At 71.1% G+C, this 12882-nt stretch carries 13 protein-coding genes; 6 read left to right on the top strand and 7 right to left on the bottom strand.

Features of this window, described 5'->3' with window-relative positions:
- The 3 genes from ACGFN2_RS03365 to ACGFN2_RS03355 all read right to left on the bottom strand — a co-directional run.
- The coding region (locus ACGFN2_RS03365) for an NAD(P)-binding domain-containing protein (protein ID WP_393357137.1) at positions 1-560 on the bottom strand (560 nt) is incomplete at its 3' end.
- Between the two features lie 168 nt (positions 561-728).
- Positions 729-2510 carry a glyoxylate carboligase gene (gene gcl, locus ACGFN2_RS03360; protein ID WP_393357135.1) on the bottom strand — a complete coding sequence of 594 codons (1782 nt, stop codon included), beginning with the start codon at positions 2508-2510 and terminating at the stop codon, positions 729-731.
- Between the two features lie 340 nt (positions 2511-2850).
- Entirely contained in the window at positions 2851-4077 is a 1227-nt protein-coding gene (locus tag ACGFN2_RS03355) for an acyl-CoA dehydrogenase family protein (protein ID WP_362611234.1), read from the bottom strand.
- Positions 4078-4238: 161 nt separating this feature from the next.
- Here ACGFN2_RS03355 and ACGFN2_RS03350 point away from each other — a divergent pair, with 161 nt between their 5' ends.
- Positions 4239-4886, top strand: a complete 648-nt coding sequence (locus ACGFN2_RS03350; protein WP_362611232.1) for a TetR family transcriptional regulator — start codon at positions 4239-4241, stop codon at positions 4884-4886.
- Between the two features lie 61 nt (positions 4887-4947).
- On the opposite strand, the gene def is transcribed toward ACGFN2_RS03350, so the two are convergent.
- A complete protein-coding gene (def, locus tag ACGFN2_RS03345) occupies positions 4948-5508 on the bottom strand; it encodes a peptide deformylase (RefSeq protein WP_362611231.1) in 561 nt (186 codons plus the stop codon).
- A gap of 185 nt (positions 5509-5693) precedes the next feature.
- On the opposite strand from def, the gene ACGFN2_RS03340 reads away from it, so the two are divergent.
- From ACGFN2_RS03340 to ACGFN2_RS03320, 5 genes are all read left to right on the top strand, one after another.
- On the top strand, positions 5694-6932 hold the full coding sequence (locus tag ACGFN2_RS03340; protein ID WP_393357132.1) for a MurT ligase domain-containing protein: 1239 nt from the start codon (positions 5694-5696) through the stop codon (positions 6930-6932).
- 28 nt (positions 6933-6960) lie between these two features.
- Complete coding sequence (locus tag ACGFN2_RS03335; RefSeq protein WP_018092603.1) at positions 6961-7689, top strand: type 1 glutamine amidotransferase; 729 nt, start codon at positions 6961-6963, stop codon at positions 7687-7689.
- 189 nt (positions 7690-7878) lie between these two features.
- Positions 7879-8904, top strand: a complete 1026-nt coding sequence (locus tag ACGFN2_RS03330) for a 6-phosphofructokinase (RefSeq protein WP_362611226.1) — start codon at positions 7879-7881, stop codon at positions 8902-8904.
- A gap of 117 nt (positions 8905-9021) precedes the next feature.
- Positions 9022-9981 carry a cytochrome c oxidase assembly protein gene (locus ACGFN2_RS03325; protein ID WP_362611223.1) on the top strand — a complete coding sequence of 320 codons (960 nt, stop codon included), beginning with the start codon at positions 9022-9024 and terminating at the stop codon, positions 9979-9981.
- 116 nt (positions 9982-10097) lie between these two features.
- The gene (locus ACGFN2_RS03320; RefSeq protein WP_362611220.1) at positions 10098-10256 is read left to right on the top strand and encodes a hypothetical protein; all 159 of its coding nucleotides are present in this window, start codon (positions 10098-10100) and stop codon (positions 10254-10256) included.
- A 22-nt stretch (positions 10257-10278) separates the two neighbouring features.
- Here ACGFN2_RS03320 and ACGFN2_RS03315 read toward each other — a convergent pair whose 3' ends face one another.
- The 3 genes from ACGFN2_RS03315 to ACGFN2_RS03305 all read right to left on the bottom strand — a co-directional run bounded on the left by ACGFN2_RS03315 (position 10279) and on the right by ACGFN2_RS03305 (position 12687).
- Positions 10279-10689, bottom strand: coding sequence for an SSI family serine proteinase inhibitor (locus ACGFN2_RS03315; RefSeq protein ID WP_362611219.1), 411 nt, complete (start codon positions 10687-10689; stop codon positions 10279-10281).
- A 207-nt stretch (positions 10690-10896) separates the two neighbouring features.
- Positions 10897-11577 (bottom strand): hypothetical protein, encoded by a 681-nt coding sequence (locus tag ACGFN2_RS03310; protein WP_393357129.1) that lies wholly within the window; start codon positions 11575-11577, stop codon positions 10897-10899.
- 165 nt (positions 11578-11742) lie between these two features.
- On the bottom strand, positions 11743-12687 hold the full coding sequence (locus tag ACGFN2_RS03305; RefSeq protein WP_393357127.1) for an amidohydrolase family protein: 945 nt from the start codon (positions 12685-12687) through the stop codon (positions 11743-11745).
- Between the last annotated feature and the right edge of the window lie 195 nt (positions 12688-12882).

The raw sequence follows: 12882 nt of genomic DNA, 5'->3' as shown, positions 1-12882 counted from the left end.
GCCTGGATGTTGACGGCGACGATGAGCTGGTTGGCGGCTTTGACGGTCTGGCCGGCGCCGTGGGGTCCGCAGTGCACGATCGTGGTGCCCAGGGCCTGGAGGAGGGGGCGGGCGGCGTCGAAGTCGGTCTGTTCGCCGCCGACCATGATGGACAGGACGGCTTCGACGGCGCCGGCCTCGCCGCCGGAGACGGGGGCGTCCAGGACGCGGATGCCCTTGTCGGCGGCGGCGTGGGCGAGGTCGACGGAGGTCTGGGGGGTGATCGAGGACATGTCGATCAGCAGGGCGCCGCGGCGGGCGTGGGCGAGGATGCCGTCGTCGCCGTAGGCGAGGGCCTCGACCTGGGGGGAGGCGGGGACCATGGTGATGATGACGTCGGCGTCGGCGACCGCCTCGGCCACCGAGCCCGCCGCCCGCCCGCCGTTGTCGGCCAGCCGCCGGAGCTTGTCGGGCTCCAGGGTGTAGCCGGTGACGGGGTAGCCGGCCTTGATCAGGTTCTCGGCCATGGGCGAACCCATGATGCCCAGACCGATCCACGCGACCTTCGGAAGACTGCTCATCGGGTGCCTCTTTCGCATCTCGGAAGGGGTGGGCGGCGGCGGGGAAGGAGCGCGCCGTCCACTTTCTCTACGGGAGGGCGGTGACGCCGGGCGCGAGGTGCGCGCCGCACCCGGCACACCGCCGGAAGTCCGGCACGGTCCGTCGTACGGGCCGGTGCCGGCCGGGCGTCAGACCTTGAGCGGCTTGACCGCGGTGGGCGCGTGACCGGGTTCGGTCGCGAGGTCCTCCCACTCCTGAACACTGGCGATGTCGGAACCGCTCATCGAGATGTTGGTGATCCGTTCGAGGATGGCCTCGACGACGACCGGGACGCGGTGCTCGGCGGCCAGCTTCTTGGCCTCCTCGAAGGCCGCGCCGAGCCGGCTCGGGTCGGTGACCCGGACCGCCTTGCAGCCCAGGCCCTCGGCGACCCTGACGTGATCCACGCCGTAGACACCCAGCTCCGGCGCGTTGATGTTCTCGAACTCCAGGTTGACCTGGAAGTTGATGTCGAGGTTGCGCTGCGCCTGCCGGATCAGGCCCAAGTAGGCGTTGTTCACCAGGACATGGACGTACGGGATGCGGTGCTGGGCGCCGACGGCCAGCTCCTCGATCATGAACTGGAAGTCATAGTCGCCGGAGAGCGCGACGACCGGTGTCTCCGGGTCGGCGGTGGCGACGCCCAGCGCCGCCGGGATGGTCCAGCCGAGCGGGCCGGCCTGGCCGCAGTTGATCCAGTGGCGCGGCTTGTAGACGTGCAGCATCTGCGCGCCCGCGATCTGGGAGAGGCCGATGGTGGTGACGTAGCGGGTCTCCGGGCCGAAGGCCTTGTTCATCTCCTCGTAGACGCGCTGCGGCTTCATCGGGATGTCGTCGAAGTGGGTACGCCGCTGGAGCCGGGCCTTGCGCTCCTGGGTCGAGGCGGCCCAGTCGCCGCGGTCGGGCAGCTCGCCGGCGGCCTTGAGCTCCTTGGCCACCTCGACGAACAGCTCCAGCGCGGCCCCGGCGTCCGAGGCGATGCCGTAGTCGGGGGCGAAGATCTTGCCGATCTGGGTCGGCTCGATGTCGACATGGACGAACGTCCGGCCCTGGGTGTAGACGTCCAGCTTGCCGGTGTGGCGGTTGGCCCAGCGGTTGCCGATACCCAGGACGAAGTCGGACTCCAGGAAGTTCGCGTTGCCGTAGCGGTGCGAGGTCTGGAGGCCGACCATACCGGCGTTCAGCTCGTGGTCGTCGGGGACGATGCCCCAGCCCATCAGCGTGGGGACGACCGGCGTGCCGGTCAACTCGGCGAATTCCCACAGCAGTTCGGAGGCGTCGGCGTTGATGATGCCGCCGCCGGCGACGATCAGCGGCCGCTCGGACGCGTTGAGCAGCGCGAAGGCCTTCTCGACCTGAGCGCGGGTGGCGGCCGGCTTGAAGGCCGGCAGCGGCGCGTAGGTCTCGGGGTCGAAGTCGATCTCGGTCAGCTGGACGTCGATCGGCAGGTCGATGAGGACCGGGCCGGGGCGTCCGGAACGCATCAGATGGAAGGCCTGCTGGAAGACTCCGGGGACCTGCGCGGCCTCCATCACCGTGGTCGCGGCCTTGGTGACCGGCTTGGCGATGGCGGCGATGTCGACGGCCTGGAAGTCCTCCTTCTGGATCACCGCGGTGGGGGCCTGGCCGGTGATGCACAGGATCGGGATCGAGTCACCGATCGCCGAGTAGAGGCCGGTGATCATGTCCGTGCCGGCCGGCCCCGACGTGCCGATGCAGACGCCGATGTTGCCCGGGTGGGTCCGGGTGTAGCCCTCGGCCATGTGCGAGGCGCCCTCGACATGCCGCGCCAGCGTGTGGTCGACCCCGCCCGCACCCTTGAGCGCCGCGTAGAAGGGGTTGATCGCGGCACCCGGCACTCCGAAGGCGTGCGTCACGCCCTCCCGCTTGAGGATCTCCACCGCGGCGCGGGCGGCTGTCATTCGAGGCATCGCGTACTCCTGCGTCGACCAGTCACGGGCAAGCTCCAGCGCAGCGCCAGAGGGGTTAATTCCGTATCGCGGAATTAATGTTTTGCTTTATGGAAGGAAAGTAGAACGCAGTGTTCCCGTCGTCAAGGGGATGCGGGGCCCCTCGGACCGGCCGGCCGGGCGGCGGCGCGCAGGCGACGCACACCGCCGGAGGGCATCCGGCACAACAAGGAGCCGCACACCGGGCCCTGACCCGATGTGCGACTCCACGGCGGTTCCAGAAACGCACGAGGGCCCCACCCAGCAACTGGGTGGGGCCCTCGACTTCCGGGAAGTCCGCCTGTTTTCCCGGGAGTTGACCTCAGCGAATCGGCATCCCCGAGAGCGTCCGGGCGATCACCAGACGCTGGATCTCGCTGGTGCCCTCGAAGATCGTGTAGATGGCGGCGTCGCGGTGCATCCGCTCGACCGGGTACTCGCGGGTGAAGCCGTTGCCGCCGAGGATCTGTACGGCCTGGGCGGTGACCTTCTTGGCGACCTCGCTGGCGAAGAGCTTCGACATGGAGCCCTCGGCGGAGGTGAACGGCTTGCCGGCCACGGCCATCCAGGAGGCGCGCCAGACCAGCAGGCGGGCGGCGTCGATCTGGGTGCGCATATCGGCGAGCTGGAAGGCCACGCCCTGGTTGTCGATGATCGGGCGGCCGAACTGGGAGCGGGTCTTGGCGTACTCCAGGGCCTCCTCGTAGGCCGCCCGCGCGGTGCCGACGGCCATCGCGCCGACGGCGGGCCGGGACGCCTCGAAGGTGGCCATGGCCGCGTTCTTCACCCTCTCACCGCCCTTCTTGGCACTCTCCCGGGCCCGGGCGAGGCGCTCGTCGAGCTTCTCCTTGCCGCCGAGCAGGCAGTGGCCGGGGACCCGGACGTTCTCCAGGACGACCTCGGCGGTGTGCGAGGCGCGGATGCCGTGCTTCTTGAACTTCTGCCCCTGGGAGAGGCCGGGGGTGTTCGGGGGGACGATGAAGGAGGCGTGCCCCTTGGAGCCGGCATCCGGGTCGACGACCGCGACGACGACATGGACGTTGGCGATGCCGCCGTTGGTGGCCCAGGTCTTGGTGCCGTTGAGCACCCACTCGTCCTTGGCCTCGTCGTAGACCGCACGGGTGCGCATGGCGGCGACATCCGAGCCGGCGTCCGGTTCCGACGAACAGAAGGCGGCGACCTTGACGTCGTTGACGTCGCCGTACATCTGCGGGACCCAGGTGCCGATCTGCTCCTCCGTGCCGTTCGCGAGCACGCCGACGGCGGCCAGGCCGGTGCCCACGATGGACAGACCGATGCCGGCGTCGCCCCAGAACAGCTCCTCCATCGCCATCGGGATGCCGAGGCCCGTGGGGTCGAAGAACTGCTGGGCGTAGAAGTCGAGGGAGTACAGGCCGATCTTGGCGGCCTCCTGGATGACCGGCCAGGGGGTCTCCTCGCGCTCGTCCCACTCGGCGGCGGCAGGGCGCATGACGTCCGCGGCGAAGCCGTGAATCCAGTCACGGACGCCCTTCTGCTCGTCGTTGAGCTCCATGGTGAATTCGGCCATGTCCCCTCCAGCTACCAAGGCATTACTGTGTTACTAGCGGTAACCCGAAGTGTGTTACTCGCCAGTAAGAAATGTCAACTCCCCTGGGAACGAAATCGCCGTGGAGATCGGGTGTTACGTTGCGCCAGCGCCACGGATTCACAAGGGTGGGGAGCACGACCATGGAAAGCACTGGGCACAGCGGCAGCCGGCAGACGGCGACCGAGCGCAGACGGCGGGAGCTGCTGGAGGCCGCCGAGCGCATTGTGCTGCGCGACGGCCCGGACGCCTCGATGAATGCCATCGCCGCCGAGGCCGGCATCACCAAGCCGATCCTCTACCGGCACTTCGGCGACAAGGGCGGGCTGTACCGCGCACTCGCCGTACGGCACACGGACGCCTTGCTCGCCAATCTGGCGACCGCGCTGGACGCTCCCGTACTACGCCGGGACCGGGTCGAGGCCACCCTCGACGCCTACCTGCTCGCGATCGAGGCCCGGCCGCAGGTCTACCGCTTCCTGATGCACCCGTCGGACGAGGACAACGCCTCCGAGTCCGGCTTCGACGTCGGGCGGCACTCCGCCCCCCTGCTGCGCCGGCTCGGCGAGGAGCTGGCCAAGGTGATCACCGACCGGCTCGACCTGGGACCGGGCGGCGAGCTGACGGCACGCGTCTGGGGCCATGGCATCGTCGGCATGATGCAGCACGCCGGTGACTGGTGGCTGCGCGAACGCCCGTGCTCACGCGAGGAGTTGGTCAAGCAGCTGGCCGATCTGCTCTGGGGGCAGCTGGTCGCGGTCAAGGACCGCGCGGACGGCCCCGGCTTCTGACCGCCGGCCGGTGAAACGGCGGGCGGCGCCGGTCGGTGACCCGGCGGGCGCCGCCCGTCACTCAGCGGCCGGACGCCCCCGCCGGTGCGGCCCACGGGGCCTTCGCCGCGGCGCGCAGCGCCCGGCGGCGGCGCAGCCCGGTGAGGTGGTCGACGTAGAGCCCGCCGTCGAGGTGGTCGCACTCGTGCTGGAGACAGCGGGCGAAGAAGCCGGTGCCGGTCACTGTCCTGGGTTCGCCGGTCAGGCTCACTCCGGTCACGACGGTGTGGTCGTGGCGCGGGGTGCCGGCCTCGATGCCGGGGAGCGAGAGACAGCCCTCGGGCCCGCGGATGACCGGACCGTCGACGTCGACGAGCCGGGGGTTGACGAGGTGCCCCAGATGGCGGCGGTCCTCGTCGTCGGGGCAGTCGTAGACGAACACCCGCAGCGGGACGCCGATCTGGTTGGCGGCGAGACCCACCCCGTGCGCGGCGTACATTGTCGCGTACATGTCCTCGACCAGCCGGGCCAGCTCGTCGTCGAAGACGGTGACCTCCTGGCAGGGCTCGGTCAGAGCCGGATCGCCGAGCAGGCGCAGCGGGCGGACATGGCCGGAACTGCCGGGAATGGTGCGGGGACGCATGGGGACAAGCGTACGGTCCTGAACACAGCGGATGTCGCCGCACGGGTGGCGGGGTTCGGGGCTGCGGCCGGATCTCGATAGGCTGATCCCCGACCGAAGCCCCGGCCGGTCATCGGCTGCGGAGGAGGCGTTCCACCGGTAGCCCCACGGCAGGCGGGCGCCGGATGCAAGGAGGATCGAAGACGATGGCAGGCAACACGGAGCCGCTGTCGCCGCGGGCCAAGCTGGCCGTGACGGCAGGCAAGGCCGCGGCGGCGGTATCGCGCGCGGCGGGCCGCGGCAGCGGATCGGTGATCGGTGGCCGGGTGGCGCTCAAGCTCGACCCCGACCTGCTGGCCCGGCTGGCCCGGCACCTGGACGTCATCCTGGTGTCGGCGACCAATGGCAAGACGACCACGACGCGACTGATCGCGGAGGCGCTGCGGGCCAGCGGTCCGGTGGTCTCCAACGCGCTCGGCGCCAACATGCCGGCCGGTATCACCTCCGCGCTGGCGGGTGGGTCGGACGCCAAGTACGGCGTCATCGAGGTGGACGAGAAGTACCTCGCCGGTGTCGCACGCGATACGACGCCGAAGGCCATAGCGCTGCTGAACCTCTCGCGCGACCAGCTCGACCGTGCCGCGGAGACCCGCATGCTGGCCGAGCACTGGCGCGAGGGACTGGCAGGCTCCAAGGCCCTGATCATCGCCAACGCGGACGACCCGCTGATCGTGTGGGCGGCCTCGTCGTCCGCGAACGTGGTGTGGGTCGCGGCCGGGCAGGAGTGGAAGGACGACGCCTGGTCCTGCCCCTCGTGCGGTGGTGTGATGCAGCGGCCGGGCGACGACTGGTTCTGCGCCGAGTGCGGTTTCCGCCGCCCCACGCCCAGCTGGGCGCTGTCCGGCGACCATGTCCTGGACCCGCACGGCAGCGCCTGGCCGATCAAGCTCCAGCTGCCGGGGCGCGCCAACAAGGCCAACGCCACCACGTCCGCCGCGGTCGCCGCCGCGTTCGGGGTGCCGCCGCAGGTGGCCCTGGAGCGGATGTACTCGGTGCAGGCGGTGGCCGGGCGCTACGACGTGGTCACGTTCATGGAGCGGGAGCTGCGGCTGTTGCTGGCGAAGAACCCGGCCGGCTGGCTGGAGACGTTCTCGCTGATCGACCCGCCGCCGACCCCGGTGATCATGTCGGTGAACGCACGCGGCGCGGACGGCACCGACACCTCCTGGCTGTGGGACGTCGACTACACCCGGCTGGCCGGGCACCCCATCTTCGTGCTCGGGGACCGCAAGCTGGACCTGGCGGTGCGGCTGGAGGTCGCGGGCCTCGACTTCCAGGTCTGCGAGAGCCTCGACGAGGCGGTGCAGCTGGCACCGCCCGGCCGGATCGAGATCATCGCCAACTACACGGCCTTCCAGGACCTGCGCCGGCGGGTGGGCAACTGACGTGATGCGCGGACAAGGACGAGCGAGCATGAGTGACAACAGCCTGCGCCTGGTGTGGATCTACCCGGACCTGCTGAGCACGTACGGCGACCAGGGGAACGCCCTGGTGGTGGAGCGGCGGGCGCGCCAGCGCGGTCTGGACGTCCAGCGCCTGGACGTACGGTCCGACCAGCAGATCCCCACCTCCGGCGACATCTACCTGATCGGCGGCGGTGAGGACCGGCCGCAGCGGCTGGCCTCCGAGCGGCTGATCCGCGACGGCGGTCTGAGCCGTGCGGTCTCCAACGGCGCGATCGTGTTCTCGGTGTGCGCCGGCTACCAGATCCTGGGGCACGAGTTCATCAACGACCTCGGGGAGCGGCAGCAGGGCCTGGGGCTGCTGGACGTGGTGAGCGCCCGCGGCGAGGCCGAGCGCTGCGTCGGCGACGTACTCGCCGACATCGACCCGCAGTTGGGACTGCCGCCGCTGACCGGCTTCGAGAACCACCAGGGTGTGACGCACCTGGGCAAGACCGCCCGGCCGTTCGCCAAGGTGCGCTTCGGCAAGGGCAACGGCGTCGGCGACGGCTACGAGGGTGCGTGGAACGACACCGTCTTCGGCACGTACATGCACGGCCCGGTGATGGCGCGCAACCCGCACATCGCCGACCTGCTGATCAAGCTGGCCCTCGATGTGAACGCGCTGCCCCCGGTGGACGACACCTGGTACGAGGCGCTGCGCCAGGAGCGGATCGCCGCGGCCACCCAGCCCGCTTAAGGACCGCTTGATCCCGCCTCCGGGCGTTTCCGCTCTTGGTCACGCGCCCGAAATGACGGCATTCCGTACGCCCGCAGTCCGCACTGCGGGCGTACGTGCTCCCGGTGGCCCCGCGCTTGTAGGGTGTGCGGAATCCAACCGGACGACGGGGTCCGGGCCCCCGGTTGAGTTGCAGAGGTTTTGCGAGCAATGCGTATTGGTGTCCTCACCTCCGGCGGCGACTGCCCCGGACTGAACGCCGTCATCCGGTCCGTCGTCCACCGCGCCACCGCCGATCACGGCGATGAGGTGATCGGCTTCCGCGACGGCTGGAAGGGCCTGCTGGAGTGCGACTACCGCAAGCTCGACCTCGATGCCGTCGGCGGCATCCTGGCGCTTGGCGGCACCATCCTCGGGTCGTCCCGGGTACAGCCCGCACATCTGCGGGACGGCGTGGAGCGGGCCCGCGGCCATGTCGCCGAGCTGGGTCTGGACGCGATCATCCCGATCGGCGGTGAGGGCACGCTGAAGGCGGCGCGGCTGCTGTCGGACGCCGGGCTGCCGATCGTCGGCGTGCCGAAGACCATCGACAACGACATCGCGGTCACGGATGTGACGTTCGGCTTCGACACCGCGGTGGGCGTCGCCACCGAGGCGCTGGACCGGCTCAAGACCACCGCCGAGTCGCACCAGCGGGTGATGATCGTCGAGGTGATGGGGCGGCACACCGGCTGGATCGCACTGCACTCGGGGATGGCGGCCGGCGCGCACGCGATCGTGGTGCCGGAGCGTCCCTTCGACATCGAGGAACTGACCGCCCGGGTCTCGGCGCGCTTCGAGGCCGGCAAGAAGTTCGCGATCGTGGTCGTCGCCGAGGGCGCCAAGCCGCGCGAGGGCACCATGTCCTTCGACATCGGCGGCAAGGACATGTACGGCCACGAGCGCTTCGCCGGCGTCGCCCGGCAGCTGTCCGTGGAGCTGGAGGAGCGGCTCGGCAAGGAGGCGCGTCCGGTCATCCTCGGGCACGTCCAGCGCGGCGGCACCCCGACCGCGTACGACCGGGTGCTCGCCACCCGCTTCGGCTGGCACGCCGTCGAGGCCGCGCACCGCGGTGAGTTCGGGATGATGACGGCGCTGCGCGGCACCGACATCACGCTGGTGCCGCTGGCGGAGGCCGTGGAGACGCTCAAGACGGTGCCCGCGGAGCGCTACGGCGAGGCCGAGTGCGTGCTGTGACCTCCGTGGTCGCCGCGCGCTAGATACGCCCCACATGAACCGCCCCCGGCCGATTCCCCGGCCGGGGGCGGTTCTAGTCTTGTCGCCGGAGCATTGGTACGAATCAGGAGCGAGCGGATGGATCACAGCGGGCACGGCATGGACGGCATGAACATGGATCTGCCGCCGTTCACGCTGGGGAGAGGCCTGGAGTTCGGTGGTGATCCGGTCTTTCTCGTCGGCTGTCTGCTGGGGCTCGCGCTGTACGGCTGGGCCGTCGTCCGGCTGCGGCGCCGGGGGGACTCCTGGCCGGCGGGCCGTACCGTCGCCTGGGCGCTGGGCGTCCTGTCGGTGGCACTGGTGATGTGCACCGGGCTCAACGACTACGGCATGGCGATGTTCAGCGTGCACATGGTCCAGCACATGGTCATCAGCATGCTCTCGCCGATCCTGCTGCTGCTCGGGGCGCCGGTCACGCTGGCGCTGCGCGCCCTGCCGGCCGCCGGCCGCGGCCGCAAGGGGCCGCGGGAACTGCTGGTCGCGCTGCTGCACAGCCGCTACATGCGGATCATCACGCACCCGGCGTTCACCATCCCGCTGTTCATCGCGAGCCTCTACGCGCTCTACTTCTCGCCGCTGTTCGACTTCCTGATGGAGTCCCGGGCCGGGCACATCGGGATGATGCTGCACTTCCTCGCGGTGGGCCTGGTGTTCTTCTGGCCGATCATGGGCGTCGACCCGGGCCCGCACCGGCCGGGTTACGTGATGCGGATGCTGGAGCTGTTCGCGGGCATGCCGTTCCACGCGTTCTTCGGCATCGCGCTGATGATGGCCTCGGAGCCGATGGTCGGCACCTTCCTGAACCCGCCCGCCTCGCTCGGGATCGACGCGCTGTCCGACCAGTCGGCGGCCGGCGGGATCGCCTGGGCCTTCAGCGAGATCCCGTCCGTGGTGGTGCTGATCGCCCTGGTCTTCCAGTGGTACAAGTCCGAGGAGCGCCAGGCGCAGCGCGCGGACCGGGCCGCCGACCGCAACGGGGACAAGGACCTGGCCGACTACAACGCCTACCTCGCCTCGCTCAACGCACGGGGGCAGTGACCGCACACCGCGCACCGCGCCTGTGGCGGTACGGGCCGCGGCCGGGGACGATGGTCCCATGGCCGCGGCCCGCGTCGTTCTGTCGGCGCCCCGGCCGCCGTGAGGAGGGTGCGGGTATGCCCGGATCTGTGAAGGCGATGGCCGTGTGCACGGTGGGCGGACTGGTGGCCGCGACCGCCTACACCGTGGCGCTGGGCTCCAATGGGTGGGTCTGGTTCTTCTGGGTGGTAGTGGCGCTGGTGACGGTCGGCGTGGTGGCCGCGCGGCCGGTCTGAGCCGGGCCGTCCAAGGCACCGTTCAGAAGCGGAAGACGGGCCCGGTGGCGGAGTCCATGGTGCAGGCGTTGGGGAACTCCTTGCGCCAGTTGACCGGGACCCCGCGCCAGGTGCCGGTCGCGGTGACGGTGACCGGGTCGTACTCCCTGGTGCAGGTGTGCGGCTCGCCGGGCAGTGCGTCCAGGTCGCCGCGGGCCCAGGTCAGCGCGTCACAGGCGGCGTGCGCGTGCGGATGCCTGCGGTGGATGTCGGGGCAGCTGAGCCGCACCCCGCGGCTCCAGGAGCTGCCCGCTCCGGTCATGGTGAGCACCAGGCCCTGATCTGCAACCGGCGGCTCGTCGGCGCCGGCCGGACCGGCGCAGAGCAGGGCCGCGGACAGCGTGGCGAGCACGGTGGCGGGCAGGGCGGATCGGCGTCGGCGGCTCACGGGCATCGCGGTCTCCTGGGGAACGCTCGGTGGGTTCACATGCCGGAGCCCGACAGGAACACGCGGCGCCCGGCGGCCCCAGGCCATCCCGCCGCGCCCGCACGGACAAGCGGCCACGCCGTGAGGTCGCCCGTACGGCCTGCGGATACCCGCCCGGAGACAGGGTGGCCGGCAGCGGAGGAGGCGGCTCCGCTGCCGGCCACCGGACCGGGGTTACCCCACGCGCTCGATGCGGGCGCGCCGGATCAGGTTCTTGCCCTCCTCACGGACCTCCTCGAACGCCGCGTTGTTCAGCAGCGCGCAGCTGCCCGACGGGGCGGTGACGGATACCGTCGTCGACTTGTCGTTGTCCAGGTTGGTCACCTTCAGCTTGGTCCCGATGGGGAACTCGCCGCTGGAGGCCGCGGGTGCGCCGCCCTCACCGGAGAGGGTCACCGTGTCGCCGGGGCACACGACGTCGCCGTCGCCGGCCGGCGGGGCGCCCGAGGCGGACGAGTCACCGGAGGCGGGCGGGTCGTCCGAGGCGGGTGGCTGCGCCGATCCGGACGGGTCCTGCGCACCGGACCCGCCCCCGGCGGGTGGCTGCTCCGCCGCCGGCGGGGCGCCCGCGGCCGCGTCCCCGCCCTCGGCGCACCCGGAGGCCCGCTGCTTCAGCTGGATCTCCTTGATCACGGCCTGCCGGTTGGCGATCCGCGCCGCCGACTGGGCGTCCGGCTTGGCCTGCTGGTCGGCGATGAACTTCTGATTGTTCTTCAGCGCGGTGGACAGTCCTTCGCAGGCCGACGACGCCTGGCTGGTGCCCGTGGTGGCGATGGCGATGCCGCCGACCAGTGCCGCGGCGCTGACGCAGATGAGGATCTTCTGCCGCCGGCCGACCTTCTTCTTTCGGGACATCTGTGACTCCTGTCCTCGGCCCGGATGGTGGGGACGGGCTCGGTTGCCGGGCAGTACGGAGGGTCAACCCGGCATCGCTCAAGGAGAGTCGAAAGTTGTCCGCGGATGCCAAAGTGGCTACCGAAAGGTAAGAAGTCGGCGGTGGCGGCCGGGGTGGTCCCGGGGCTACGGCTCGCGCCGCCGGACCAGTTGGGCGCCCGCCGTCAGGACGCCCTCGGCCTGCTCCGGCGGGAGCGCCTCGGTGAGGAAGGTGACGGCGCGGCGCAGCTGCGGCCCGTTCTGGTAGGGGAAGTCGGTGCCGAGCAGCAGCCGGTCCGCTCCGTAGGAGGCCGCGGCGGCGCGCACGGCCGGGACATGGCCGTGCGCGACGGTGTCGTACCACATGCGGCGGGCCGCCTCGGTGGGCTTCTCGGCGGTGTCCGGGGCCTCCCAGGGGAGGTGGTCGTCGGCGCGGGGCAGCAGCATGGGCAGGGCGCCGCCGAGATGGGAGTGGATGATCCGCAGGCGGGGGAAGCGGCGGGGAACGCCCTCCAGGATGAGGTGCATCGCGCAGATGGTGTCCTCCGTCGGCGCGCCGACCATCCAGCGCATCCGGTGCGCGGCGATCAGCGGAGAGCGCGCGTCATGGCCGGAGGGGTGCAGGGAGAGCACCCCGCCCCGCCGGTCGAGTTCCTCGAAGAGCGCGGTGAAGGCGGGGTCGCCGAGGCTGCGGCCGAGGATGTCGGTGGTGACACCGGCCCCCGCCATGCCCAGTTCGTCGAGCGCGCGGGCCAGCTCCGCCAGGGAGGCGTCGAGGTGCGGCAGCGGGAGCGCGGCGAACGCGGAGAAGCGGGCGGGGTGGTCCCGTACCAGGCCGGCGTAGTGGTCATTGGCGTACCGGGCGGCTGTGACCGCCTGCCCGGCGTCCGCGAAGTACGGGCCCTGGGGCGACACGGACAGGATCTGGTGGTCGATACCGGCGGCGTCGTTCAGCGCGAACCGGGCCGCCAGGTCCTGCGCGCTGTCACCGGCGCCCAGACCGCGGTGCGCGGCGGCCTCCGGGCGCCCGTAGGACTCCAGGAGCCGGAGGTAGCCCTCGCTCCAGAGGTGGGCGTGCACGTCGGTGCGCATCCCTTTCAGCGTCGCGCCGGGGCGGTGGTGTGTCCACCGGGGCGCGCGGCGCCGGGGTTGCGCGCCGGCGCCGGCCACCGCGGCTGGGGCGGCCGCGGGCGCCGGGAAAGAGTCAGCATCGATCCGGCCGAAGGTACTTACCCGCCACGGCACTTGCCCATAGACTCACTGGCCGTTCCGGGCAGCCCATGTGAC

Origin of the sequence: Streptomyces sp. NPDC048612 (assembly GCF_043199295.1) — a bacterium.
Classification (GTDB): domain Bacteria; phylum Actinomycetota; class Actinomycetes; order Streptomycetales; family Streptomycetaceae; genus Streptomyces.
This window is presented reverse-complemented; position numbering and strand designations above follow the sequence as displayed.